The following is a 25801-nucleotide window of genomic DNA, read 5'->3' as shown; positions in this document are numbered from 1 at the left end:
GGAGCTTTTGGTTGTTGAACTGCCCAAGATCGGAAGGGGCATCGGTTGCGGTCAAGGTTGACTGAGACTCTTTTGTCATGAGCTTTCTTTGGTTATTCGGTGGGCGGGTGCGTATGAAGATGGGGATATTTATCTGAAGGGCACCGGGTTGGCGATGACGGGGGACATGCCGGTGAAGCCTTCGCGGGCTTCGGCGATTTCGTGGATGCGTTTGCGGCAGGCGTACCAGCCGGTGACCATGAGGGCGATGGCGATGAGGGTGACGAGCAGTGTGAGTGGTGAGTCGATGAAGACCATGACGAGGACGCCGACGAGGAAGAGCAGCGAGAGGTAGCCGGTGTAGGGTGCGCCGAACATCCGGAACGAGGGGCGTTTGAGCCAGCCCTTGTCTGCCCAGCGCTTGAGCTGGATCTGGCACAGGACGATGGTGGCCCAGGTGACGATGATGCCCACGGAGGCGATGTTCAGGACGATTTCGAAGGCCTGCGAGGGGACGAGGTAGTTCAGCGGGACGCCGAGCAGGGAGACGCCGGCGGTGATGGCGATGCCGCCGTAGGGGACGCCGGCTTTGTTCATGCGCTGGGCGAATTTGGGGGCGGAGCCGGCCACGGACATGGAGCGCAGGATCCGGCCGGTGGAGTAGAGGCCGGCGTTGAGGGAGGACAGGGCTGCGGTGAGGACCACGAGGTTCATGATGACGTCCACGCCCTGGATGCCGATGGAGCCGAAGAACGTCACGAAGGGGCTGACGCCCTTTTGGTAGGAGGTGAAGGGCAGGAGCAGGGCCAGCAGGATGACGGAGCCGACGTAGAACACGGCGATGCGGAAGACCACGGAGTTGATGGCCTTGGGCATGATCTTTTCGGGGTTTTCGGTTTCGCCGGCGGCGGTGCCGACGAGTTCGATGGAGGCGTAGGCGAACAGGACGCCCTGCATGAGGATGATCATGGGCAGCAGGCCGTTGGGGAAGATGCCGCCGTTGTCGGTGATGAGGCTGAAGCCGGTTTCCTGGCCGGGGACGGGGGTGCCGAAGATGACGAAGTAGGTGCCGATGAGCAGGAAGGCGACGAGGGCGGCGACCTTGATGATCGCGAACCAGAATTCCATTTCGCCGAAGACCTTGACGGAGACGAGGTTCAGGCAGAGGACGACGACGAGGGCGGTCAGTGCCCAGGCCCACTGGGGGACGTCGGCCATCCAGGGGATGTAGTTGCCGAAGAAGTTCATGTAGAGGGCGGCGGCGGTGATGTCGACGATGGTGGTGGTGGCCCAGTTGATCCAGTAGAACCAGCCGGAGACGAAGGCTGCCTTTTCGCCGTAGAATTCGCGGGCGTAGGAGACGAACGAGCCTGAGGAGGGCCGGTGCAGGACCAGTTCGCCGAGGGCGCGCAGGATCAGGAAGGCGAAGAAGCCGCAGACGGCGTAGGCGATGACCAGGGAGGGCCCGGCGGCGTTGAGCCGGCCGCCGGCGCCGAGGAACAGGCCGGTGCCGATCGCACCGCCGATGGCGATCATCTGGATCTGCCGCGGCTTCAGGCTCTTGTGGTAGCCCTTGTCCTCGGCATGGAGCGCGGTTTGCGTGGCATGCAGATGATGCGGGACAGCCTGATGCAAAGCAACCTCGTCGTTGGGGTTGTCTTGAGGCATGTTGTTCCTTTCGATCCGGAATAGATCTGACCGGTTAGGGGGAATGAGGTGGAGGAAATGGATGCCGGCCTGAGGCCAGCGGGGACGGCTGGGCGGTCCACTAAAAGACGGACCAACCTGTGCGGTCGGAGAGATCGGCGAGCGCAGCGCTGCCAGCAAGGGAATTGCCTTTGGCGTCCAGCCGGGGACTCCAGACGCAGATGGCGCAGTGACCGGGAACGATAACCAGGATGCCTCCGCCCACGCCGCTCTTTCCGGGTAATCCCACGCGGTAGGCGAATTCGCCGGCGGCATCGTACATGCCGCAGGTCAACATAATGGACCCGATGCGTTTCGCCTCGCTTCGGGACACCACCGTTCCAAAGGCTCCGCGTCCGTCATGGGCTAGGAAGAGGCTGGCCTTGGCCAGTTCCACACAGGTCATCATGATGGAGCACTGGCGGACATAGTTTTCCACCACGGCCTCGGCGGACTGTCTGAGGTTGCCGAAATTTTTGAGGAAGTGGGCCAGGGCCAAGTTGCGGCTGCTGTTGGAGAGTTCACTGGCCGCGGCCGCCACGTCGATGAAGGGCCCTGACTGTCCGGTCTGTCCGGTGAGAAAGCTCAGGAGCGCGGTGGCGGCGTCGGGGGTCTCTTCCATCAGGTGGTCGGTGACCACCAAGGCGCCGGCGTTGATGAACGGGTTCCGCGGGATGCCATGTTCCACTTCCAGCTGGACCAGGGAATTGAAGGCAGTGCCGGAAGGTTCGCGCAGCACCCGGGACCACAGTGTTCCTGCGCTGTCCCGGCGGAGCGCCATGGCCAGTGTGAACACCTTGGAAATGCTTTGGATGGAAAAGGGGACATCCGCGTCACCCGAGGCGAAAACCTCACCGGCTGCGGTGGCCACAGCTATTCCGAATCGGTTAAAGGGAACCCCCGCCAGGGATGGGATGTTGGCAGGGACAGAGCCGGCTTCCCTCTGTGGCCTGTGGCTGCGGACGATGTCATCGAGCATCGGGCCCAAAGGCGGAGCATCGAGTGTTGTGGTCATTTCCTGCCTTGAAGTTCGTTGTGCGTGCCGGCCCACTCCTGGACATGCAGCAATGCCACCAGCGCATCGCGGGGCTTGCCGAAATCCAGGCCGGTGACCCGGGCGGCCTTGCTGATCCGGTAGTAGACGGTGTTCTTGTGCAGTGCCATGCGTTTGGCGCACTCAGCCACGTCGAGCGAGGAGTCGAAATACACGCGCAGGGTTTCCGCGAGCTCGACGTCGTCCTGCAAAAGGGCGGACAGGCCCCGGTGGCGGAAGGACGAGGACACGAACCTCCGGACAGCGTCACGGAAAAGAATTTCGGGTTCGAAGTCAGTCACTGTGGCTACGGAGGTGTCAGGCGAGGCACCGATGCAGTCCAGCAGGGCCTCGGTGATGGGGGTAACCGAGTGGAGTGTCAACAGATCCGGTGCCACCGGGCCGACCGCGGCGAAGGAGCTGATGCCCAGGTGCTTGGTTGCGTCCCGGACGATGGATTCGGCCAGGCTCCGGAGCCCGGGTTCGGCCGTAGTGGACAGCAGACCTGGAACGATGACGGCAGTGTCGCCCTTGTATTGCCCGACGACGGCGGACGCCTTGTAAGCGGCGGCATGGATGGACGCCAGGCTGGCGAGCTCGCCGTGCTTCAATGCGGCATCGTCGGCCTGGGTGTCCGCGCGGGACATTCCTATCAGGATCAGTGCGGCGGGACGCTCCACCGGGATTTTCCCGCTGCGGGCACTTGCAGCGGCCTCGGCGGCACCGGACAGAATCCGGGCGATGCGGTCCTCGCGCATGTGCACGGACTGCTGATTGCGATACCGGATGAGCTCGGCGGAGGCCCGGGCCGCGGATCCCGTGAGCACGTAGTCAACATCGGCGGTGAAGCCGTCCCCGGTTTCCTGAAGCCAGATATAGCCCATGATCCGGTCACCGGCAAACAGTGTGATGGCCACGCGTTCCCTCAGGCCGTCCTGCGGCCTGGCCGGCACACGCACAGGCATACGGGTTCTGTGCAGTTCCCGGTAGGCACCGAGGTCCTTGAGCAGCAGTTCGTATTTCCGCGGGCCGCGCCGGGCCAGGATGGACGCCTTCCGCAGTTCGTCAATGTCGTTCGAGACCGTGGAGTAGGCCAGGACCTTGTTGGCGGCATCCTCTATAACCACATGGCTCGAGGTCAGGCGTGCGGTGGTCTGGGCGATGGCAAACAGGTCTTCTTCCAGCAGCGTCAGCACTTCACTCTGGTAACTGCGCGGCTGGATCCGGTCCTTGGCGATCGACAGGAGTCGGTCCCAATCGGCGGCCGGGTCCACCAGCAGCAGCCCCGTGCCCGCGGCGCCCAGCAGTTCCTCGGCGTCAGTCAGCTCTTCGCGGTTTCCCTTGACCGCAACAACCGGCGGCGGGTTCTTCAGGAGCCGGCGCAGCGCCGGCAAAGCCGAACGGCCACGCACCCCGATCAGCAGGACAAATGCTGCGCCGGCGTCGGACGATTCGTCGTCGGCATCGACGATCAGGAACCTTTCGACCGCCGAACGCCCGGGGGCGGGCCGCAGGATGAGGGTGGCGAAACCCAGGGGGAAGTCCGAAAGGATATCGTCCACCGTAACCGCGGCCATGGTTTCCTTCTGCGTCGATCCGCCCGGACGGCTCTGTCCGGTCATCTCATGGTATCGGCCGGATTTCCCGGAAAATATGTGACGGATTCCAAACGGGGGTGCCGGTTTTCGGGCTCCGGCCCATGCGCCCGGATTTTCGGGTCACGGGGCTAGTCCTGATCATGCTGCGGCTTAGGGCAGACTGGTGCCATGAGTGATGATTCGATGGCGGTTACGACCCAGCGTTCGACGGTTGAGGATTGGACGCAGGCTTTGGCGGAGTCCGTTGGTTCCCCAGGCGGCGGCGCCGGGGCGGGTGTGATGCTTGCCATCGCTGCGTCCTTGGCATCCATGGTCTCGGGCTATACGGAAGCTGACGGGCACGAGCGCGAGGAACTGGCCGGTGTCCACGCGCGAGTGCGTTCGCTGCGGGAAGCCGCCCTTCGTCTGGCCGATGAGGATGCTTCGGCGTCCCAGGCTTTCGGCGCCGCCTTCCGGCTGGACCCGGGGCCGGAACGGGAGGATGCGATACACCGGGCATCCGTGGACGCCGCCAAAGCCTCTGCCGTGCTCGGCGAGCGCGCCATCGATGCCATTGGAGATCTGGAGTGGCTGGCGTCCAACGGGAACCCGGCGCTTGTTGCCGACGTCGTCGTCGCGTGCGGTGCCCTGAGGGCAGCGGTGACCGGGGCACGTACCAACGTAAGCTTCGATCTCGCTGCGCTCACCTCCGCAGGCCGAACACATGAACAGATTCGGCAGGAGCAGCCAGCCCTGTGGTCGACAGTCGAGAACCTTGACGCCGCAGTGGGGCGGATCGACCGGCTGACTGCCGAGGTCAACCGCCGTTCTCCATCCGCCGGTTAGGGCGCCATCCTCCCTAGGCGCGAATGGGCGTCATACGGCAGGCAGTAGGAATTAGCCGGCTACGTCCTCGGCTTCCGGCAGTGGGAAAATACTGTGACCCAGCGCTGAACCGAACAGTTCACGGGGCTCGCACCCGGAGGCGCGTATCCAAAACAGTTCCCCGGAGGGCGTGACAGTTTCCACGTAGCCGACGCGGATGACCGTTCCTGCTTGTTCAACCCTGACCTTCGTCCCTATAAGGTCGCGCGCATCATGTGTGCTTCCTGCAACTGTCCCCGGCGTCATTGTCGGTGGCTCCTTCGATTTGAACGGCGTCGGCCTGCCACTCTCACGGGACAGACTGCAATAAATGAACGATATTCATTTTATGCGATCTGCGGCGTTTTTCATAGCGGCATGTCCTGAGTTGCGCCCGCGCCTTCAGGGCCTCGAGGCCGGCGTCTGGCTGCGTAACGTCGCCAGGGCGTCGGCCAGAGGCACGCGGAGGGCGGAGCCATGGCCCGGAAGCACCACCGAGGCGTCGATTTCGTCCAGCAGGCGGGTGGCCGCGAGCGCCTGCGCAGGGTCGGTGTGGAACATGGGGTGCAGCATCTGCGGTCCGGCGGCCCGGCTCAGCGGATGGCCGCTGACGAACGAGTCACCCACCGCTATTGCTCCTGCTCCAGGAAGAAGGATCGCGGCATTGCCCGGTGTGTGCCCTGGCAGCAGAACGGCTTCTGGCTTGCCGGGAAGGCTACTTAGCGTACCGGCGCTCCAGGCTTGGGCGCCGGTTGCCGGTTTCGCCTTGAGGGCTCCCGCTTTAATGACGTGGGCCATCCAGCGGAAGACGCGGGGCCGCCAGGCGCGGACGATGACCTGGCCGAACTTGACCTGGTGCTTTTCCTTCCCTTGAACATGAGCCAACTCTTCCGGCGCGCACAGGATGGGCGTTCCGTAGGTTTCGGAGAAGTAGGCCGCTGAACCGGTGTGGTCGACGTGGTCATGCGTGATGAGCATGGCCCGGGCGTCGGCGGGCCGAAGACCCAGGTGGCGGACGGACTCCAGGACCAGTAGACGGTCGGAGGGATAACCGCTGTCGATAATTATGAATCCGTTCTCGTCGCGGACTACGACCCAGTTTGACGCGGGCCCCTCGACAAAAAAGACGCCGGGGCACGGTTCCGATGTGCTGGAGGAGGGCTGCCACATAGGGGTCTGCTGCTTCACATGCACATCTTAGACACCGGCCAGCGGGGCTCGGCACGATTTCGCCCTCGCGTGGCTACCGCAAGTGTGCTTGTCTGAAGCAGGTAACGCAGATCCAGCAGGGGTCCGCGGCCGTGGTTCGACGAGGTGACACGACATGAAGTTGACCACCACGACCAACGTCTCAGTGGACGGCGTGATGCAGGGGTTGGGCGGACCCGACGAGGACCGCAGCGGCGGCTTCGACCGCGGCGGATGGGCCATCCCGCTTCTCGACGCCGAAGCAGGGGACTATCTGAACCAGGTTTACGGAGGCGCGGACGCGTTCCTTTTCGGCCGCCGGACGTACGAAATTTTCGCTGGCTACTGGGGAGTGATGCCCGATCCGGAGGCGAACCCGATTGCCGCCGCGCTGAATAGCAGGCCGAAATATGTGGTGTCTGTCAGCCTCACTGATCCGCAGTGGGCGGGCACGACTGTTCTTCAGGGCGACGTCAGCACGGCCGTCAGGGATCTGAAAGCGAATCACGACGGCGAACTGCTGGTGCCGGGCAGCGGTGCCCTCGTCAGGTGGCTGCTCGCCAACGACCTGGTTGACCAGCTCGATCTGGTTATCTACCCCGTCGTCGTCGGCCAGGGCACGCGGCTGTTCCCCGATTCCGGTCCCGACCTCGCGCTCGAGCTGGTCAGCTCACGGACCACGTCCGGGGGCATCACTATCCAGGCGTATCGGCCCCGCGGGCGGCCGGAGTATGCGACGTCCACCGCCGGCCCCGAAGACGTGTTCTAGTTCTGGCTGCTGTTCCAGTTGTCCTTTACCCCGCCGCTGACTACCACCGACGACAGGCCCAGATTACGCTGACGCTGTGGAGTACATAGCCCTCGAGATACCAGTACATTATGTCGAGCACGGTGGCGGGGCTCCGATCCTGTTTCTGCACGGTGCGGGTGTGGATCACCGGGAGATGGTCGGTGCCATGGAGTCGATACTGGGCGGGCTACCTGATTGTCGACGCCTCTACCCGGATCTGCCGGGCATGGGGCGCACGCCAGCGTCGGGCACGCTCCATAGCGCCGACGACGTCCTCGACCTCTTGCTCGCGTTTATCGATGGTGTTGTCGGCGCTGGGCAGTTCCGGCTTATAGGCCATTCCGTCGGCGCACACTACGCCCGGGCCATCGCCGGTAGGCGCCTGGAGCAGGTGACAGGCGTTGATCTGTCCGTTGAGCGAGAATGTTCGGAATCTTCCTGTGCACCAGGTCTTGCACGCGTCAGTCGATCCGGGCGAGACGCTCGGCCCGGCCGAGGAGAGCGTATTTCGCGACTACTTTGTCGTGCAGACGCAGGCCACGCTGGAGCGGTACAAGAAGTACGTAGTCCCCGCCCTTGGGTTGGTGGACGAAGCCGGCCTCGAGCGGATCGGCGAACACCGGCTGTTCAGTAGCAGTCCCGAGGAGGGCCCGCCGTACTCCGGCCCCGTCCTTATCGTCACAGGACGCCAGGACTCCACAGTGGGGTACGCCGGCCAATGGGATCTGCTCGAGCACTATCCACGGGCTTCATTCGCCGTGCTCGACCGCGCCGGTCATGCGTTGCCGCACGAGCAGCCCGGCCTCGTGAAGGCGCTGATCACCGAGTGGCTCGACCGCGTGCATGAACGTTACTCCTCGTAAGTGTGCCGACTCGGCGGCCAGATATCCGTATGGGTCGAGCATCGAGGTCGGAGCTGAACGCACGCTCGGATGGTTCGCTACGAGGTCAAGAACTAGGTGATGAAGCGCGTTACCCGTTTGATGGGTATGGGGGAGTCGCATTCGGGAACCCGCCTCCGATGCAGCGATCACAGCTTTACTGGCAACGTTGCGTGCTCGTTCTGGCACTACTCCCCAGCCTAGATTGTGGGCAGCGCCCGCAGGGTCATCGCCTTCCATGAAGTAAGTCGCTCACGCCGCGCGCTGCATATTCAGTGCCGAACTGTTCTGACCGTTCGGGAAAGATCGACTGTACCCTTGGCATCATCGGCTACGGGGGGTGGAACGGCATGGAACCTTGGGAATGGGCATTGGCGGCGTTGGGCGTCTTGTCCGGGTTATTCGTATGCGGATCGATCGTCTGGGGCGTCTTCGATGTGCTCCGCGAAAACCGGCTTGACCAGACATCACGGATCCTCTGGGTCCTGGCCATGTTCATTCTGCCGCTGTTCGGCGTCGTGGCCTGGTTGTCTGCCGAGCCCCGGCTTTCAACCAATGGCTTCCCGCAGCACATCAGGAACACGCTCTAGCAGTCCAGTGCGACGCGAAACGCGACCTTGGGCAGGCCATCACTGAGCCCCCGTCGAGCGCACGGGGCTGGCAGGGGAGGCTGTGAGGACATCCACGGCAAGGGGAATCATGATTAAGTACCCGCGCACCTCGGCCGCCATCGCGGCGCTGCTCGGGTTGGCCCTTGCCGGATGCCAGCCCTCAGCCGCGCCGCTGGCGGCGGGATCGGCTGCAGTGGTGCCCAGCCCGTCGTCGTCTGAACTCTTGGTCATCGTCCAGGCTGCTGTCGAGGATCGCAACGGTACGGTCCTCGACGCTCCGCCGGTGCCGCGCCTCGCCGACGGGCAGACGACGGCAGCCTACCGGGCCAAGCGCGAACGGGATCTTCCGGTGGTTGCCCAGTCCAAGGCCAAATTCAAATCAACCGGTTTCTGGTATACGTCCTTTTCGACGAAGGTGACGGTGGAGTCAATTGAGGTGACCGGTTCGCAGGCTAGCGTCCATTTCAAGGAATTAACCGAGGAATACCTTGCCTCGAAGGCGAATGGGCCGAGCAGCGTTCCGGAGGGCTACTCGTTGCCGCAGACTGCGACGTTCCGGGCCTCCGCGGACGGCTGGCAGTTGGACAGCATCGCGTTCCGTGCACGGGGGCGGCTTGCCGATGTCCATCGTCAAGGACTGGAGAAGCGACCGTTAGAGGATAGATGGCGGAGTCCACTGGTCGTACTACTTTACATAATGCTGATTATCGGCGTTATGAGTGCGGGCCCAGAAGTGGGGGCAAAAGCTTTCGTGGATGGCAAGGCCGGATGCTTTCCGGGTCGCAGCATGTCAGCAAGGTCTGGGCGTTTCGGCCGCAGTTTGGGGCAATGAAGCGCTCAGCCGGAGTCGACTGCACGCCCACAGGATTCGAACCATGTGTCTGGGTCACCGATGTCCTGATGGATAGCCACTGGATAGTCACAGCGTCCTGCCGGAACCCTTTGGACAAGCGCCCCGCGGGAACTCGCCGCGATATCCAAGGCATGGCCCGCCTGCTTGTGCCAGCAGACACCGGATCTCGCGACCGCTCGCCAGGGCGTCACTTCCACCGGTTTACTTGACATAACGTCGCACTAGCGACACGCCCCCGGCCTCAGGACGGTTAGTCAGGCGCTTCCCCCGGCCTAATTCGGCGCGTGGATGTTGGCAGCCGCTGTACCAAGTGCGTCAGCGCGCTCGTGGAATTTCCGCGCCAAGACGTAGGCCTCACGGGACTCGTCCGTGAACTCCGCACCCGCAAGATCGCCTGCCCAATCCAGTAGATCGGCAATCTTCTTCAGATGCTGATAACGAGGCTCATCCCTCTGTTGCAAACTCACGTAGATCCCCCAATGTCTCGGCGGCAAGGCTGAATCCCTACGCCCGATAGTCCTAGGTATACCACCCGGTTGGTTGAGCCTTCAATAAGGCGGGTTTACTAAGCCTGGCTCCATTCCCAGGAAGGTGGACACTTGCGGCCCAGGATCCACCGGATCAAGGGCCGCAAGTGTCCGTTCGCGTTGGTGTCAGCTGGCGCCAACGTACGCCGCGAGGTGCTCGCCGGTCAGCGTTGAACGGCCGGCAACAAGGTCTGCCGGCGATCCTTCGAAGACGATCCTGCCGCCGTCGTGGCCGGCGCCGGGTCCAAGGTCAATGATCCAGTCGGCATGGGCCATGACCGCCTGATGGTGCTCAATGACGATCACCGACTTGCCCGAGTCGACGAGCCGGTCGAGGAGGCCAAGCAGGTTCTCGACGTCGGCGAGATGCAGGCCCGTGGTCGGTTCGTCGAGGATGTATACGTCGCCCTTGTCGGCCATCTGCGCGGCCAGCTTGAGCCGCTGCCGCTCACCGCCGGACAGCGTCGTGAGCGGCTGGCCGAGGGTCAGATAACCGAGTCCGACGTCGGCCAGCCGGTCGAGGATCTTATGCGCCGCCGGCGTGCGCGCATCGCCGTCCTCAAAGAACTCCTCGGCCTCGGCCACCGACATCGCCAGCACCTCGGCGATGTTCTTCCCGCCTAGCGTGAACTCCAGCACCGCGGCCTGGAACCGTTTGCCGTCGCACTCCTCGCAGGTGGTCTCGACCGTGGCCATGACACCCAGATCCGTGTAGATGACGCCGGCGCCGTTGCATGTGGGGCAGGCACCCTCGGAGTTGGAGCTGAACAGCGCGGGCTTCACGCCGTTGGCCTTCGCAAACGCCTTGCGGATCGGCTCGAGCAGCCCGGTGTACGTGGCCGGATTGCTGCGCCGTGAGCCCCGAATGCCTGTCTGGTCGATCACCACCACGCCCTCGCGCTTGGCGACGGAGCCGTGAATCAGCGAGCTCTTGCCGGAACCGGCAACGCCGGTAAGGACGCAGAGCACGCCGAGCGGAATGTCGACGTCGACATTCTTGAGGTTGTTTGTCGACGCGCCGCGGATCTCCAGCGCGCCGGAAGCGGAACGCACCGACTCCTTTAGCTGCGCCCGGTCATCGAGGTGGCGGCCGGTGATGGTGTCACTCCCCCGCAGCCCGTCGACCGTGCCTTCGAAGCAGACTGTGCCTCCCCCGGTGCCGGCACCCGGGCCGAGGTCGACGATGTGGTCGGCGATGGCGATGCTCTCCGGCTTGTGCTCCACGACGAGCACCGTATTGCCCTTGTCGCGCAGCTGGAGCAGCAGCGCGTTCATCCGCTCGATGTCGTGCGGGTGCAGGCCGATCGTGGGCTCGTCGAAGACGTAGGTGACGTCCGTGAGGGACGAGCCCAGGTGGCGGATCATCTTGGTGCGCTGCGACTCACCCCCGGACAGCGTCCCCGACGGCCGGTCCAGCGAGAGGTAGCCCAGCCCGATTTCCGCGAACGAGTCCAGAAGGTGCTGCAGCCCGGCGAGCAGCGGGGCCACGGACGGCTCGTCCAAACCCCGGACCCAGTCGGCCAGGTCGGTGATCTGCATCGTGCAGACGTCGGCGATGTTCTTGCCCTTGATCTTCGACGACAGGGCTTCCTGGCTGAGCCGGGTGCCGCCGCAATCCGGACATATCGTGAAGGTGATGGCCCGCTCCACGAACGCGCGGACGTGCGGCTGCAGCGAGTCCACGTCCTTGGACAGCATCGACTTCTGGATCTTGGGGATGATGCCCTCGTAGGTCAGGTTGATGCCCTCGACCTTGACCTTCGTCGGCTCCTTGTAGAGCAGGTCGTGGAGCTCCTTCTTGGTGAACTTGTTGATCGGCTTGTCCATGTTGAAGCCGGCTCCGCTGAAGATGCGGCCGTACCAGCCATCCATGCTGTAGCCCGGGATGGTCAGGGCGCCCCCGCTGAGCGACTTGCTGTCGTCGTACAGCGCCGTGAGGTCGAAATCGCTGACGTTGCCCATGCCCTCGCAGCGCGGGCACATGCCACCGAGCCGGTTGAACGTCGCCTTCTCCGCCTTGGTCTTGTTGCCTCGCTCCACAGTGATGGCGCCGCTGGCCTTCACGGTCGGGATGTTGAAGGAGTAGGCGTTGGGTGAACCGATGTGCGGTCTACCCAGCCTGCTGAAAAGGATCCGCAGCATTGCGTTGGCGTCGGTCGCGGTGCCCACGGTAGAGCGGGGGTTGGCCCCCATCCGCTCCTGGTCGACGATGATGGCCGTCGTCAGACCCTCCAGCACATCGACCTCGGGGCGCGACAGCGTCGGCATGAAGCCCTGCACGAACGCGCTGTAGGTCTCATTGATCATCCGCTGCGACTCCGCGGCGATCGTGCCGAACACCAGGGAGCTCTTGCCCGAACCGGAGACACCGGTGAATACGGTCAGACGGCGCTTCGGGATCTCGACGCTGACATCCTTGAGGTTGTTGACGCGCGCGCCCTGCACACGGATCAGGTCATGGCCATCGGCGGTGTGCAGTCCGGATGACGGCGTGTCCGTCCTCGTCGTTATCGTCATCGTCTCTCCATCTGTTAAACGGATAGTAGCGGGGTTTAGCTAACCTCGTTGATGCGGATTAGGTTTCCGGCCGGATCGCGGAAGGCGCAGTCGCGGACACCGTACGGCTGTTGGGTGGGTTCCTGGACCACCTCTGCGCCGCTGGCCTGCACCTTCTCGAACGTGCCTTCCAGGTCCGGCGTGCCGAGCACGAGGCGGGCGTAGGTGCCCTTGGCCATCATTTCGGTGATGGTGCGCCGCTCGTCCTCGGTGATCCCCGGGTCGGCTGCCGGCGGTTCCAGAACAATGGACGTACCGGGCTGGTCCGGAGGACCGACGGTGAGCCAGCGCATTCCGCCGTATCCCACATCGTTGCGGAGCTCGAACCCGAGGGTGTCGCGATAGAACGCCAGGGAGGCGTCGGCGTCGTTATGCGGAAGGAATGTCCAGTGAATGGTGAGGTTCATGCCGATCAGTCTAGGCGCGGGCCGGACGGGACCGCTTCTCGATTCCTGACCGGTCTGCTCACCTGTTTCACCACGCATGACGGCATGCCTGCCGTCTCCTCCGCGGCCTGCATCCGGTACGCACTGGGCGGCATGCCGACCAGTTCGGTGAAGCGGCCGCTGAACGTCCCCAGCGAGGAACAGCCGACGGCGAAGCACACCTCCGTGACGCTGAGGTCGCCGCGCCGCAGCAGCGCCATCGCCCGCTCGATGCGCCGCGTCATCAGGTAGCTGTACGGGGGCTCGCCGTAGGCCTCCCGGAACTGCCTGCTGAGGTGCCCGGCCGACATGTTCACGCCACGGGCCAGCGCCTCGACGTCCAGCGGCTGGGCGTATTCCCTGTCGATGCGGTCACGGACGCGGCGCAGCAGCGCCAGATCGTCCAAGCGCTGTGCTGCGGCGGGTTTGCTGGTCACAGTCGAGATGGTGCTACGTCGGGCGGGAGTTGTCCAGTCCGGAGTTGTCCAGTCGGAGCCCAGTCCAATCCATTGTCTTATCCTGCGCTCTCGTTAAGAATGAACAAATGACGGTCTACGTGAGAGCCCTCGAAACTGCAGTTCCGCCGACTCTGCTCATCCAGCACGAGGCCCGTGACGTATTCGCAGCCCAGCCCGGCCTGACACGCCTTGGCTCACGGCTCGTGTCCACGTGCTTTGATTCCGCCGCCATCGACACCCGGTACACGGCCGTCCGCGAGCTGACCCTGGCTTCCACCGCTGAAAATCCCCAGTTTTTCGATCCCCAGACCGGCCTGCTGCGGAGCCCTAGCACCAAGGCACGCAACAACCTCTTCGCCGAGGAAGCAACGAAGCTGTTCATCGATGCGGCGGACGCGGCCGTATCCAAATGCGACGGTATTGATCCGCTGGACATCACCCACCTCATCACGGTCTCCTGCACCGGATTTTTCAATCCCGGCCCCGACTACAAGATTGTCCGCGCCCTCGGGCTCAACCCTTCCGTGCAGCGCGCTACCACCTGGGCTTCATGGGCTGCTACGCAGCGTTTCCGGCGCTGCGTGCGGCCAAGTCATTCTGTGAGGCGGATCCGACGGCGGTTGTGCTCGTCGTGTGCGCCGAACTGTGCTCCCTGCACGTCCGGACCTCCAACGATCCCGACACGATCATGGGATCTGCACTCTTTGCGGACGGCGCTGCGGCCGCCGTCGTGACGGCACGCGTGGACCTGGAGTCCCCGCCGCTGCTCCAACTGGACCACTTCGAGACGGTCCTGACTCCCGTGGGTGAGGACTCGATGGCCTGGAACATTGGCGATGAAGGCTTTGAGATGGTGCTCGGCAACTATGTGCCGCATATCATCGACGAGCACATCGTGGGCGCGCTCGAGCCGCTGCTGGCACGCGACGCCTCCCTGCGGGAACTCACCTACCGCGACATCACCCACTGGGCCATCCACCCGGGCGGCCGCAGCATCCTGGACAAAGTGCAGTCCCGGCTGGACCTCACCGACGAGCAGCTGCGCCCGGCTCGCGAAACCCTGCGGAACTACGGCAACATGAGCAGCGCCACGGTGCTCTTCGTCCTCAAGCACATCCTGGATCTTCCGTCGCGGGAGGGGGCCGAACGCGTCTGTTCCATGGCCTTCGGCCCCGGACTGACTGTGGAAACCGGGCTGTTCACCAAGGTGAAGCAACCGGCCAGTGAGCTTGACGCCGTGGCCGGCGAGGCCGAGCCGTCCCTGGCCTGACGGCCGTGAGAATCCCAGGAAGCGGCCCAGGCATCCTCGGCCTGCGGGACACGGACGCCGTCGAGGAGATGGACCGGCCGGACTGCGATCCGGAACGGCTTCAACGTACCTACGAGCAATTCGCAGTGGTGAACCGCGTGGTCTCCGGCTGGCGCCGGCTGTACCGCACCAGAGTCCGCGCGCAGCTGGCAGGCGTGGGCACGGCAACGCTGCTGGACGTCGGCTGCGGCGGCGGCGACCTCGCCGTGATGCTCGCCCGCTGGGCGGCCAGGGACGGCATCCAGCTCCAGGTGACCGGGATTGACCCGGATCCAAGGGCCTTCCGCTTCGCCGCCGGCCGCAAGCCCGTCCTTGGCGTCGAATTCCGCCAGGCGAGTAGCGGCGATCTGCTCGCCGAGGGCAAGTCCTACGACGTCGTCATCTCCAACCACGTGCTGCACCACCTGACCCCGCGGCAACTGCAGTCATTTCTAGACGACTCCGCCGGGCTGGCCCGCCGCCTCGCCCTGCACAACGATCTCAGCCGGAGTGCAGCTGCCTATGCACTGTTCAGTGCCGGCGCCCTGCCGCTCACCGGCTCTTACATTCGCGGAGACGGGCTGACCTCGATTAGGCGCAGCTACACCGTACCGGAGCTGGCCGCCGTGGTCCCCGCCGGCTGGACGGTGGAACCGCACTCCCCCTTCCACTGCCTGCTCACCCACCGGCGGCGCCCGGTATGACCGATGTGCTGATCGTGGGCGGCGGGCCGGTTGGTCTCTTCATGGGATCGCTGCTGCTGCAGCACGGCGTCGCGGTGCGGGTCCTGGAACGGCGGACCGTACGGAATGCCCACACCAGGGCCATCGGGATCCATCCGCCGGCGCTCGCCGCCCTGGAGCGCATCGGCGTTGCCCAGGAGCTGATCGGCCGGGGCGTTCCGATCCTCCAGGGCTTCGCCGTGAGCAACGGCCGGAGGATTGCGCACATGCCGTTCGCTCCGGTCTCCCACCGGTACCCGTTCGTCCTCGCCGTGCCCCAGCCCGTGACGGAGGAGGTCCTGGAGCGGCGGCTCCGGGAGTTGGACGGCTGCGCCCTGCTCCGGGACGCCCGCGTTACGGGAATGCACGACGACGGCGCCCGGGTCACGCTCAGCGTTACCACTGCCGGGGCTCCCGCCAGCCACTCCGCCTCTTTCGCGGTGGGCGCCGACGGCGCCTACTCGACAATGCGCTCCCTTCTGGGCGTCGCGGCGCCGGAGAAACTGTATCCGGACCACTACCTGATGGGTGACTACCCCGAATCCAGCCCCTACGGCTGCGATGCCGCGCTGTTCCTGGAAAGCCACGGCATCGTGGAGTCCTTCCCGCTCCCCGGCGGCGTCCGCCGCTGGGTGGTCCGGCTGGGCAGCCCGCTGGCCAGCCCGGACGCGGAGCAGCTGGCGGCGCTTGTTGCCCGCAGAACCCACGTGGAGCTGGACCCCGGTGCGAACACCATGCTCAGCAGCTTCAGTGTCCGTTCGCGGCTGGCCGCGCGCATGGTTTCCGGCCGGACGGCACTGATCGGTGATGCGGCGCACGAGATCAGCCCCATCGGCGGGCAGGGAATGAACCTTGGCTGGCTGGACGCAGAAGCGCTGCTGCCGGCGATCCTCGCCGTCCTGCGCGCGGAGCCTTCCACGGAAGCCCTCCGGCGCTTCGATGCCTTACGACGCCGGGCGGCAGCCGCGGCCAGACGTCAGGCCGAGGTGAACATGGCGCTTGGCCGGCCCCTTCCAGCCGGTCTGCTGCGGCCACGGAATGCGGTGATTGCCCGTGCCGCCGCTATACCGGCCTTCAATACCTTCGTGGCCCGGCGCTTCACCATGCAGTAGCGCGCCACGGCACGGCACAACACCCGCGCAACACGGCACAAGACAGCACTAGGCTGTCCCCATGACCCACGCAGCTCCGCCTACGACCTATAGCCCCGCCCGCATCAGGGAAACAGTGCAGGAACTTTTGGCCGCAGAGGACTTGCCGCCCATCGTGCAGGCCGGGCACCCGGTCCTGAGGCAGCACGCCGCTCCCTTCGAGGGCCAGTTGGAGCCGGACGAGCTCACCCAGCTGATCGCCCTGATGAGGAAGGCCATGCACGCCGCACCCGGCGTCGGGCTGGCGGCTCCGCAGCTGGGTGTTCCGCTGCAGCTGGCCGTCCTCGAAGACCAGTTCGAGATCGACGAGGTCACGGCTGCGGCCCGCGGCAGGGCGCCGCTGGAGTTCTTCGCCATGCTGAATCCGTCCTACTCCCGCCTGGGCCACGGGACCGCCGCCTTCTTCGAAGGCTGCCTGTCGCTGTCCGGACTGCAGGCTGTGGTGGAACGTCCCGAAAGCGTGCGGCTGGAGTATGTAACGCCCGACGGCGGGCAGGTCACCAAAGACTTCAGCGGCTGGCAGGCGCGGATCGTGCAGCACGAAACCGACCACCTCCACGGCAGGCTCTACATTGACCGGGCCGAGCTCCGCTCGCTCAGCACGAACAGCGAGTACGCCACGCGCTGGGCCGAACCGGGCATCGCGACGGCAAGCCGGGAGCTTGGGTTCCCGGCAAGCGCGCAGGCCCGCCGGGAAGCCCTCACGGATTAAGTAGCGACGGCCTAGACGGCGGCGGCTGGGGCCGAGTCCAATCAGGCGTTGCCCAACCGGTTGTTGCTGTCCGTCGGCAGGTACTTCGCCCACCAGGCCAGGATCTGTTCGAACCGCTGCCGCCGGTGATGCGGCGTTCCCGAGCGCGACAACTCGTGGTCCTCGCCCGGGAACACGAGAAACGCGGAGTCGACGCCCTGCTGCTTGAGGGCGGTGAAGTAGCGCTGGCCCTGCTCCACCGGGCAGCGCAGGTCATCTTCGCTGTGGATTACCAGCGTGGGTGTCCGGACCGCGGCAACCGTTGCCATGGGGCTTTGTGCGGCCACCTGCTCGGCAGCCGAGCCGACATATTCACCGCCAAAGAACCAGCCGATGTCCGACGAGCCCGTGAAGCTCACGGGATCCAGGAAACCCCGCTCCACGATGGCTGCCTGGAACCGGTGGTCCTGGCTGATGGTCCACGCCGTGAGGTAGCCGCCGTAGGAACCGCCCATGATTCCCAGGGCGCCGGCGTCGAGGGAAGAGAACTTGTCGAGGCTTCCGTCCAGGAAGGCGAGCACGTCCTGCATGTCCACGGTGCCCATCCGCTCCTTGATGCTCCGGCCGTGGGCCTGGCCATAACCGGCCGAGCCGCGTGGGTTGCACATCAAAACGGCGTATCCGGCTGTGGCATAAACCTGTGCTTCATCGAAGAACGCGGTGGTGTACTGCGCGAACGGTCCGCCATGGATGTTCAGCAGCACGGGGTGGGGACCCTTGCCCGGCGGCAGAACCAGCCAGCCGTGGACCGGGTAGCCGTCAGGGGCGGGGAACGTCAGCTCCTGCGGTTCGATGATGCCTGCTTCGGTCCGCAGGGCGGCCGAGAAATCGCTGAGCAGGCGGAGCTGGCCGTCTTCGAGGACCCCCACATCACCCGCCGTGGCGGCGTCGCTGTAGCTGAGGAACACCGTGCCTGCACCGTCGCCGGCCCCGGCGACCACCCGGTCACCATGGACGAGGAGGGAGTGGTCTCCCGTGGCGCTGAATTCGAGCAGCTCCACCGTTCCCTGGGCATTGTTGAGCACCAGGGCACTGTCTTTGCCGCGGAGGGCGATGGTGGCACCGGGCGCTTCGACGTCCATGTTCTCCGCGTCGCTCAGCGCTTTGGCGTCGCCCCCGGCGGCGGGCATGACATGGAGCACAGTGTTCTTGGCAACGAAGTCCTGGCCGGTGCTGCCCAGGTCCTGGGCAGTGAAGAACAGCCAGCGCCCGTCGGCCGACTCCCGGACGTCGGAAACGGTCTGGGCACCCAAGTTGGGGACCGGCACCAAAGCCGGCGTGCCGCCGTCGGCCGCCACGCGGTAGATCCCGGATACCAGGTCCTGGTCGGCATCCTCGTGGAGGGACGCCACGAAGTAAATGGAGCTGCCGTCGCTGCTGAAGGTTGCGCCGGTGTGGTCGGTTGCCGACGTCGTGAGCCGGCGTGCCTCCGGGAAACCGCCGGAATCCTCGCCGGACTCCGCCGGACTTTCCCTCTCGCTGCTGCTCTTGCCGGTCCCGCTGTCGCTTCGCTTAACGGCGCGCCCCACTGGCTTGACCCAGGGTTCCCCGCCCAGTTCCGGAACATCGAGCAGGAAAAGCTGCAGCGGCTTGTCCCGGGTGTAGCCCACGCCGTTCATCCTGTACTTGTAATCCGTGATCAACCGCGCGTCCTCGGCTCCGGACGCCACGCCGTCGAGGGATCCGTAGCGGCCTTGTTCCGGTTCCCTGGAACCGAACACGAGCCGGGTGGAATCCGGCGACCAGGCGAAGGAGCTGACGCCCATCTTGCTGTCGGTCAGGGCCTGCGGCTCCCCGCCCGCAGACTCCACCACGTGGAGCTGGGGCTTGCCTCCCGGGGCGGCGCGGAGGAAAGCCAGCACCCGGCCGTCCGGCGAAAAAGCCGGCGCCGTGTCGCGGAATCCCCGGGTCACGCGGCGTGGCAGCTTTTCCGGGTCCCGGGGCACACTCCATAGCTGGCCAACGTAGGAGTCGGCGTCGAAGTCCGGCCGAACGACGGACACAACGGCCCTGGTGCCGTCGGGGTGCACGGCGGGGGCGGAGACGGAGTTGAGCAGCGGCAGATGTTCAGGCTTCATCCACGTGAGCCTAGCGGGTCGGGCAAGGGCACGGAACGGCAGCCGCGGAAAACACCTGCCCTAGGATTGTCCTCATGCTCTCGCGCCTGCCCGTTCTGCTTTGTCCCGTCTGCCGCCAGGATCTTCAACCCGTCGGCGATGGCGGCACCGGCCGGGTCCGGGCGCTGGCGTGCCGGGAGCGGCACAGCTTCGACGCCGCCCGGCAGGGGTACTTCAACCTGCTGGTGGGCAAAGGAACCGCCTTCGAATCGGATACCGCGGAGATGGTTGCGGCACGCGCAGCCTTCCTCGACGCCGGTCATTACCGGCCGCTGGCTGAGGCGCTGGCCCGGGCAGCCGAGCCGGCGTTGAACGGCCCGGCCCCGACGGTCCTCGACTCCGGGACAGGAACGGGCCACTACCTGCGGGCGGTCCTTGATTATCTGGACGATCACTTGAAGAACAGGGAACATGGTGACGGCGCCGACGGCGTGGCCGCCGTCGGGCTGGACATTTCCAAGTTCGCCCTGCGCCGCGCCGCCAAGCTCAACCCGGAAGCCATCAACCTGGTAGGTGACGTCTGGCAGCCACTGCCCCTCCCGGACGCCGCCGTCGACGTCGTCACCGTGGTGTTCGCGCCCCGCAGCGCGGCCGAGTTCGCCCGCGTACTCAAACCCTCGGGCAGGCTCATCGTAGTGACGCCGCGAGCCGGCCACCTCGGGGAAATCGCCAGCCGGGCCGGAATGCTGGGCATCGATCCCGGCAAGGACGAGCGCCTGGTCGACGCGCTCGCAGGCCGCTTCTCGCCGCTGTCGACGCAGGACATCGACGTGGACCTGTCGCTTTCTCCCGAGGACGTAGCCAACCTGGCGCTCATGGGCCCTGCCGGCCACCACACGGACCGTGCCACACTGACCGAACGGCTGGCCGGCCTAACGCAAACCACCAGGGTCTCCGCCCGGTTCCGGATCAGTATCTTCGTGCCCTCGGAAATCCCTGCTCCATAACGGCTTGGCCACGTTCCTGCGCTGCCTGCCATTCTCCTGCCGGGCGCTCCTGCTTCGGGTCTACGATGGAAGAAAGTTACTGAGGGTCTGCCCCGCAGCCCTCGGGATCAAGGGGGAGCGCGATGTTTGAATGGCTTGGCCAAAACTGGTGGGCGCTGTGGCTCACCCTCTTCCTGGTGTTCGCCGCCGTGGAGATGCTGACCCTTGACCTGTTTTTCATCATGCTGGGCGGAGGCGCCCTGGCCGGCCTGGTGGCCGACTTCGCCGGCGCGGATCTGTGGCTGCAGATCGTGGTGTTCTGCGTCGTCTCCCTGCTTATGATCGCGTTCGTTCGCCCGGTGACACTCAAGCACCTGCACAAGGGCCCGCCCGAACAGCGCACCAACATCGACCGCCTAATCGGCGAATCCGCGCTCGTCCTGGAGGCAGTAACGGCCACCGGTGGGCGCGTGAAGATCGGCGGCGACATCTGGAGCGCCCGGTCGCAGTCCGGCGTCCTGCCCGAAGGCCAGCGCGTGATCGTCTCGGCGATTGAAGGTGCGACGGCGGTCGTGTCACCTCAGGCTGAGACCGCCGTCCAGTAGGCGGCTCCCCCATGGGTTTCTGCTCCCGCCGCGGCGGAGCAGCAGATTGCGGCGAGTTTTCGCCAGGTTAGAGCTTCACTGAAAGTTGGGGACAAAGGAGAAGTATGGATAACCCAGGAGGAATCGCACTCACGTTCGTGCTGGTGGTTCTGATTATTTTCGTCATCATCGTGCTGGTCCGCTCTGTGCGGATCGTGCCGCAGGCCCGGGCCGGCGTCGTGGAACGGCTGGGGAAGTACCAGCGGACGCTTAATCCCGGCCTGACCCTCCTCATCCCCTTTGTTGACCGGCTTCTGCCGCTGCTTGACCTGCGCGAGCAGGTGGTGTCCTTTCCGCCGCAGCCCGTGATCACGGAGGACAACCTCGTGGTGTCCATCGACACCGTGGTCTACTTCCAGGTCACCGACCCCCGCGCCGCCACTTACGAGATCGCCAACTACATCCAGGCAGTGGAGCAGCTGACCACCACCACCCTGCGTAACGTGGTGGGTGGCCTGAACCTGGAAGAGGCGCTCACGTCCCGCGACCAGATCAACGGCCAGCTGCGCGGCGTCCTGGACGAAGCCACCGGCCGCTGGGGCATCCGCGTCTCCCGGGTGGAACTGAAGGCCATCGACCCGCCGCACTCCATCCAGGATTCGATGGAGAAGCAGATGAGGGCAGAACGTGACCGCCGCGCCGCGATCCTGACCGCTGAGGGAACCAAGCAGTCTCAGATCCTGACCGCGGAAGGGCAGCGGCAGGCCGCCATCCTCAAGGCCGAGGGTGACGCCAAGGCTGCCATCCTGCGTGCCGACGGCGAGTCGCAGGCCATCCAGAAGGTGTTCGACGCCATCCACAAGGGCAACCCGGACCAGAAGCTGCTGGCCTACCAGTACCTGCAGACACTCCCGAAGCTGGCGGAGGGCTCCTCCAACAAGCTGTGGATCATCCCCAGTGAAGTCGGCGAGGCACTGAAAGGCATCGGCAGCGCTTTGGGCGGAACCAACCCTGATCCCCGGTCCGGCGACCTGTTCGGGGGCCAGGACGGCGGCCAGCCCGGCAGCCAGTCCGGCGAGGCGGCGGCCCGGACCCAGGCGTAGCGCTCCGGGGCAAGCAAAGGGAGGCAGGCCGATCGGCCTGCCTCCCTTTTGCTTGCGCACCTGCCCGCGTTGCTACGCCCGGCCGGGTTGCTGTGCGCTGCGGGATTGCTGTGCGCTGCCGGAATCCGTATAATGGGATATTTGTCCGGCCGGATCAGTCCGTGCGGAACAACAATGCTTGGCGAAGCGTTTCACCTAGTGATGCTACGTGAACCACACCGTAGTCCGGAGGCACCCTTATCAGGGCTTCCGGCTAGCGCGGAGTCCGCTCCGCGAACCGATTAGAGGGAGAAATCATGAGCGATCGCAGCCTGCGGGGCATGCGTCTTGGCGCCCAAAGCATGGAGACCGAATCCGGCGTGGAGCCGGCACCGCGTCAGCGGGTTGAGTACCGGTGCGAGGACGGCGAACAGGTTTTTGTCACCTTTTCCTCCGAAGCCGAAATTCCCCCTGTCTGGGTTTCCAAGACCGGCAAGGAAGCGCTGCTCGTTGATGGCGAACGCCCAGACACCAGCAACGAAAAAGCAGTCCGCACGCACTGGGACATGCTGCTGGAACGCCGCTCGCTTCCCGAGCTTGAGCAGATCCTCGAAGACCGCCTCACCATTCTGCGCGAGCGTCGCGGCGAACGGCGTTCAGCCTAGCCGCTGCTAGCTGGCAGGCAGGCGCTACAGCCAAAAGGCCGGATCCGCTGCACCACATGGTCGCAGCCGATCCGGCCTTTTGTGTATCCGCCTGGTCTTTGCCGCTAGTCGCGCGGGCTCTTGCCGGTCAGCTTCCTCCAGCGGGCGTTCAGGCCCCACTTCGTCACGTTGATCATGGCCTCAACCACGATATTGCCGCTCATCTTGGAAGCCCCCAGTTCACGCTCCACGAACGTGATGGGCCGCTCCACGATATTAAGCCCCATCTTCGCGACGCGCCACGCGAGGTCCACCTGGAAGCCGTAACCCACGGAATCGACCTGGTCCAGGTTCAGCTTCTCCAGTGTGGTGCGCCGGAACGCGCGGTACCCGCCGGTCACGTCCTTGATCTTGAGGCCGAGCATGATGCGCGCATACGTGCTCCCGGTCCGGGATATGGCCTGGCGGTACAGCGGCCAGTTCACAACGCTTCCGCCCTTCACCCAGCGGGAACCCATGGCGAGGTCTGCGCCCTGGTCCACGGCCTCCAGCAGGGAGGGCAGCTGTTCGGGCTGGTGCGAACCGTCGGCGTCCATCTCCACCAGGACGTCGTAGCCGGCGTCCAGTCCCCACTTGAAGCCCGCGATGTAAGCGGCGCCCAGGCCTTCCTTGCCCTTCCGGTGCAGGACGTGGACCTGGTTGTCCCCGGCAGCAAAGCTGTCCGCCAGCTGCCCGGTGCCGTCCGGGCTGTTGTCGTCCACAACGAGGACGTCGGAGGCCGGCACGGCGGCGCGCAGGCGTCCCAGAGTCTTGGGAAGCGACTCCAGCTCGTTGTAGGTGGGGATGATGGTGAGGACACGCACAGGGAGGCCTTTCCTGGATGGGAGCGGTCAGTACGCGGGAAGCCTGGCGGGAACGCCGGCTCGTAAAGCGCAACTCCCCATTATACGGCCCCGGACAGCGCTTCCGTCCGCTTAGCTGGCATCGGGGCCGCAAGTGCCCGTTCGCGCTTATTTATCAGCAGCACGCGGGTGGCCGGTGTCCGGCTCCGCCACGGGCGGGTCCACGCGCCACGGGCCAGTTGCTGATGCCGCGATAAGCGGATGGAGGAACTGTTTTCTGCTGCGCTTTGGACCCGCCCCGGAAGCTCAATGCTACGGACTGGGTGGGGGCTGTCAACAGCCCTCTGACCTGCCAGTTCATATATCGTCGCAGGTCAGCGCCACTTCTGGGCGGGTGATGTGTCGTCAGATGGCGGCTGGATGGCTCAATATGTCGCCGCCAGACCCGCCTGCTGATCAGGCGCCGAGGGCCCCTGCGGAGAACAGCTCCAGCCCGTTCCGCACGGTCTGCAAACACCGCGGATCCGTGCCGGTGTCCAGCGCGGGCAGCAGCGGCGTGCGGGCACGGGGATCCGTGCTCCAGGACTGGACCCTGCCGTCCGCCACCTGGACCATGAGCTCATCCACTTCCCAGACGGCGAAGGTTGCGGGAGCGCCCGGCACCAACTGGCCGGCCATGGGGTTTTCGTACCGGGCGGCGCGCCAGCCGGCCCGCGTGTGGCCGAGGAAGGCTGCACGGGCGGAGATGCGCTGGTCGGCGTCGTGGTGTTCGAGGCATGCCCGCACGCTGGACCAGGGACGAAGCGGCGTCACCGGGGTGTCGCTGCCGAAGCAGATCGGGACACCGGCCGAGTAGAACGAGGCGAACGGGTTCATGCCGCGGCTGCGGGTGCCGAGGCGCTGCTCGTAGAGCCGTCCCCGGCCGCCCCACGCGGCGTCGAAGGCAGGCTGCGCGCTGACCGTCACAGAGTACTTTGCCAGGCGGGCGATGGCGTCGGCGTCGGCCATTTCGACATGCTCAAAGCGGTGCCCCGCGGCCCGGACCCTCTGCTCCCCCACCTCGGCGGCTGCCTCCTCGAGGGCCTCCAGGGCCGCATCGAGGCCGGCGTCGCCAATGACGTGGAATCCGCCCTGGATACCCAGCACTGAACACGCCGCCAAATGCGCGGCCGCGTCAGCCACGGAAAGGTAGATCGTGCCGCTCTCTTTCGGTGCGTCCGCATAGGGTTCCCGCAGGGACGCCGTGCGGGAGCCGATTGATCCGTCGATGTTCAGGTCCCCGGCAAATCCGCGGACCCGGACGCCGAGCTCGGCAAGCAGCGCCTCGGCGTCGGCCGCCGTCGGCGTCAGTTGCCCCCAGTACGGGAGCACCTCCGGTGCCGGGCGGGAGCCTGCCGCGTCATTCCATCCGGCCGCCAGCCGCAGGTCCTCGACGCTGCTGATTTTTGGTGCACCCATCTCGGCCAGCGCCACAAACCCGTTGGCCGCAGCCTCGTCCAGCGCACGCCGCTGGTATTCCTGAAGCGCAGCGGATGACAGGCGGCGGGTGGCCTGCCGGGCAGCACTGTGGGCTCGGCGCTTGACGTGACCGCCGGGCGCGTAGCCGTCCAGCTCCGCCAGCCCGGCACTGGCTATGAGTGACGGCGAGACGAGGGCGGAGTGCACGTCAACGCGGGAAAGATACACCGGACGGCCAGCGGCAGCCCGCTCCAGCTCTCCGGCATCCGGGAGCGTGGGGTCGTCCCAGAGGGACTCATCCCAGCCGTGCCCCAGCACCGCTCCGTTCCCGCCCGAGGCCGCGACGGCGTCCAGCAGTTCGCGGGCGGACCGGACACCGCCCAGCTGCAGTGAGTTCAGGGCGATGCCTGTCTCCGTCAGGTGGGCGTGGGAATCGACAAAACCCGGGGCCACGAGGGCACCGCGCAGATCGATGATGTCCATGGAGCTGTCGGCGATGGAAGCAGCAGCCTGCTCCGAACCGACCCACGCGACGGTGTCACCGTCCACGAGCATGGCCGTGGCGAAGGGATCAGCCGCGGTGTAGACGGAACCGTTGCGGTACAGCCTGACCTGAGACGGTTCGGTTCCCTCCTGCGGGCGGGCGGGGGCATCTGCCATGGAGGCGCTCCTTGGGGTGTTCAATTCGGATGTTCGGTACGGGCGTGTTTGGTGCGGGCGTGTTCGGTACGGGCGTGTTTGGTGCGGGGGTGTTTGGTACGAGTGTTCGGAACGGAGGTTGGGCCGCGTGTGCCGGGCCCGTGTGCCG

Annotated in this window: 23 protein-coding genes and 1 pseudogene; 14 read left to right on the top strand and 10 right to left on the bottom strand. The window is 65.6% G+C overall.

Features of this window, described 5'->3' with window-relative positions; genetic code table 11:
- Window positions 1–129: 129 nt before the first annotated feature.
- From QFZ33_RS14865 to QFZ33_RS14855, 3 genes are all read right to left on the bottom strand, one after another.
- The gene (locus QFZ33_RS14865) at window positions 130–1647 is read right to left on the bottom strand and encodes an amino acid permease (RefSeq protein ID WP_307028680.1); all 1518 of its coding nucleotides are present in this window, start codon (window positions 1645–1647) and stop codon (window positions 130–132) included.
- A 100-nt stretch (window positions 1648–1747) separates the two neighbouring features.
- The gene (locus QFZ33_RS14860; protein ID WP_307028678.1) at window positions 1748–2680 is read right to left on the bottom strand and encodes a glutaminase; all 933 of its coding nucleotides are present in this window, start codon (window positions 2678–2680) and stop codon (window positions 1748–1750) included.
- A complete protein-coding gene (locus QFZ33_RS14855) occupies window positions 2677–4275 on the bottom strand; it encodes a PucR family transcriptional regulator (protein WP_307031832.1) in 1599 nt (532 codons plus the stop codon). The genes QFZ33_RS14860 and QFZ33_RS14855 overlap by 4 nt, the downstream gene beginning before the upstream one ends.
- Before the next feature lie 189 nt (window positions 4276–4464).
- Here QFZ33_RS14855 and QFZ33_RS14850 point away from each other — a divergent pair, with 189 nt between their 5' ends.
- Window positions 4465–5121, top strand: coding sequence for a cyclodeaminase/cyclohydrolase family protein (locus tag QFZ33_RS14850; protein ID WP_307028676.1), 657 nt, complete (start codon window positions 4465–4467; stop codon window positions 5119–5121).
- 420 nt (window positions 5122–5541) lie between these two features.
- On the opposite strand, the gene QFZ33_RS14845 is transcribed toward QFZ33_RS14850, so the two are convergent.
- A complete protein-coding gene (locus QFZ33_RS14845; protein WP_307031830.1) occupies window positions 5542–6309 on the bottom strand; it encodes an MBL fold metallo-hydrolase in 768 nt (255 codons plus the stop codon).
- A 154-nt stretch (window positions 6310–6463) separates the two neighbouring features.
- On the opposite strand from QFZ33_RS14845, the gene QFZ33_RS14840 reads away from it, so the two are divergent.
- The 5 genes from QFZ33_RS14840 to QFZ33_RS14825 all read left to right on the top strand — a co-directional run bounded on the left by QFZ33_RS14840 (window position 6464) and on the right by QFZ33_RS14825 (window position 9441).
- Window positions 6464–7096 carry a dihydrofolate reductase family protein gene (locus QFZ33_RS14840; protein WP_307028674.1) on the top strand — a complete coding sequence of 211 codons (633 nt, stop codon included), beginning with the start codon at window positions 6464–6466 and terminating at the stop codon, window positions 7094–7096.
- Between the two features lie 175 nt (window positions 7097–7271).
- Window positions 7272–7751: an alpha/beta fold hydrolase gene (locus tag QFZ33_RS24005; protein ID WP_373427354.1), complete on the top strand. Its 480-nt coding sequence runs from the start codon at window positions 7272–7274 to the stop codon at window positions 7749–7751.
- Window positions 7752–7818: 67 nt separating this feature from the next.
- On the top strand, window positions 7819–7980 hold the full coding sequence (locus QFZ33_RS24000) for an alpha/beta fold hydrolase (protein WP_373427283.1): 162 nt from the start codon (window positions 7819–7821) through the stop codon (window positions 7978–7980).
- A gap of 368 nt (window positions 7981–8348) precedes the next feature.
- Window positions 8349–8588, top strand: coding sequence for a PLD nuclease N-terminal domain-containing protein (locus QFZ33_RS14830; RefSeq protein ID WP_307028671.1), 240 nt, complete (start codon window positions 8349–8351; stop codon window positions 8586–8588).
- A gap of 109 nt (window positions 8589–8697) precedes the next feature.
- Window positions 8698–9441 (top strand): hypothetical protein, encoded by a 744-nt coding sequence (locus QFZ33_RS14825; protein WP_307028669.1) that lies wholly within the window; start codon window positions 8698–8700, stop codon window positions 9439–9441.
- 674 nt (window positions 9442–10115) lie between these two features.
- Here the strand turns inward: QFZ33_RS14825 and QFZ33_RS14820 are convergent.
- The 3 genes from QFZ33_RS14820 to QFZ33_RS14810 are packed head-to-tail and all read right to left on the bottom strand — an operon-like array spanning window position 10116 to window position 13407.
- On the bottom strand, window positions 10116–12506 hold the full coding sequence (locus QFZ33_RS14820; RefSeq protein ID WP_307028667.1) for an excinuclease ABC subunit UvrA: 2391 nt from the start codon (window positions 12504–12506) through the stop codon (window positions 10116–10118).
- A 35-nt stretch (window positions 12507–12541) separates the two neighbouring features.
- Complete coding sequence (locus QFZ33_RS14815; protein ID WP_307028665.1) at window positions 12542–12952, bottom strand: VOC family protein; 411 nt, start codon at window positions 12950–12952, stop codon at window positions 12542–12544.
- 5 nt (window positions 12953–12957) lie between these two features.
- On the bottom strand, window positions 12958–13407 hold the full coding sequence (locus QFZ33_RS14810) for a helix-turn-helix transcriptional regulator (RefSeq protein WP_307028663.1): 450 nt from the start codon (window positions 13405–13407) through the stop codon (window positions 12958–12960).
- Between the two features lie 107 nt (window positions 13408–13514).
- Between QFZ33_RS14810 and QFZ33_RS14805 the strand changes: the two are divergent.
- The 4 genes and pseudogenes from QFZ33_RS14805 (at window position 13515) to QFZ33_RS14790 (ending at window position 17301) form a co-directional block, all read left to right on the top strand.
- Window positions 13515–14698 (top strand): annotated as a pseudogene (locus QFZ33_RS14805) (type III polyketide synthase).
- 68 nt (window positions 14699–14766) lie between these two features.
- Window positions 14767–15420: a class I SAM-dependent methyltransferase gene (locus QFZ33_RS14800; RefSeq protein WP_373427353.1), complete on the top strand. Its 654-nt coding sequence runs from the start codon at window positions 14767–14769 to the stop codon at window positions 15418–15420.
- Entirely contained in the window at window positions 15417–16550 is a 1134-nt protein-coding gene (locus QFZ33_RS14795; protein ID WP_307028661.1) for an FAD-dependent oxidoreductase, read from the top strand. Before QFZ33_RS14800 ends, QFZ33_RS14795 begins: the two co-directional genes overlap by 4 nt.
- A gap of 61 nt (window positions 16551–16611) precedes the next feature.
- Window positions 16612–17301, top strand: coding sequence for a peptide deformylase (locus QFZ33_RS14790; RefSeq protein ID WP_307028658.1), 690 nt, complete (start codon window positions 16612–16614; stop codon window positions 17299–17301).
- A gap of 41 nt (window positions 17302–17342) precedes the next feature.
- On the opposite strand, the gene QFZ33_RS14785 is transcribed toward QFZ33_RS14790, so the two are convergent.
- Window positions 17343–19418 (bottom strand): S9 family peptidase, encoded by a 2076-nt coding sequence (locus QFZ33_RS14785; RefSeq protein WP_307028656.1) that lies wholly within the window; start codon window positions 19416–19418, stop codon window positions 17343–17345.
- 74 nt (window positions 19419–19492) lie between these two features.
- Between QFZ33_RS14785 and QFZ33_RS14780 the strand changes: the two genes are divergently transcribed.
- The 4 genes from QFZ33_RS14780 (at window position 19493) to QFZ33_RS14765 (ending at window position 22714) form a co-directional block, all read left to right on the top strand.
- The gene (locus tag QFZ33_RS14780; RefSeq protein ID WP_307028653.1) at window positions 19493–20404 is read left to right on the top strand and encodes a putative RNA methyltransferase; all 912 of its coding nucleotides are present in this window, start codon (window positions 19493–19495) and stop codon (window positions 20402–20404) included.
- 122 nt (window positions 20405–20526) lie between these two features.
- Window positions 20527–20988: an NfeD family protein gene (locus tag QFZ33_RS14775; RefSeq protein ID WP_190605356.1), complete on the top strand. Its 462-nt coding sequence runs from the start codon at window positions 20527–20529 to the stop codon at window positions 20986–20988.
- 104 nt (window positions 20989–21092) lie between these two features.
- Window positions 21093–22070, top strand: coding sequence for an SPFH domain-containing protein (locus tag QFZ33_RS14770; protein WP_307028651.1), 978 nt, complete (start codon window positions 21093–21095; stop codon window positions 22068–22070).
- Between the two features lie 296 nt (window positions 22071–22366).
- Complete coding sequence (locus tag QFZ33_RS14765) at window positions 22367–22714, top strand: RNA polymerase-binding protein RbpA (protein ID WP_003802221.1); 348 nt, start codon at window positions 22367–22369, stop codon at window positions 22712–22714.
- A gap of 104 nt (window positions 22715–22818) precedes the next feature.
- Here QFZ33_RS14765 and QFZ33_RS14760 read toward each other — a convergent pair whose 3' ends face one another.
- Both QFZ33_RS14760 and QFZ33_RS14755 read right to left on the bottom strand, forming a co-directional pair.
- Entirely contained in the window at window positions 22819–23556 is a 738-nt protein-coding gene (locus QFZ33_RS14760; protein ID WP_307028649.1) for a polyprenol monophosphomannose synthase, read from the bottom strand.
- Window positions 23557–23991: 435 nt separating this feature from the next.
- Window positions 23992–25653, bottom strand: coding sequence for an amidohydrolase (locus QFZ33_RS14755; protein ID WP_307028647.1), 1662 nt, complete (start codon window positions 25651–25653; stop codon window positions 23992–23994).
- Between the last annotated feature and the right edge of the window lie 148 nt (window positions 25654–25801).

The sequence above is a fragment of the Arthrobacter globiformis genome, assembly GCF_030815865.1.
In the GTDB taxonomy this organism is placed as follows: Bacteria; Actinomycetota; Actinomycetes; order Actinomycetales; family Micrococcaceae; genus Arthrobacter; species Arthrobacter globiformis_B.
This window is presented reverse-complemented; position numbering and strand designations above follow the sequence as displayed.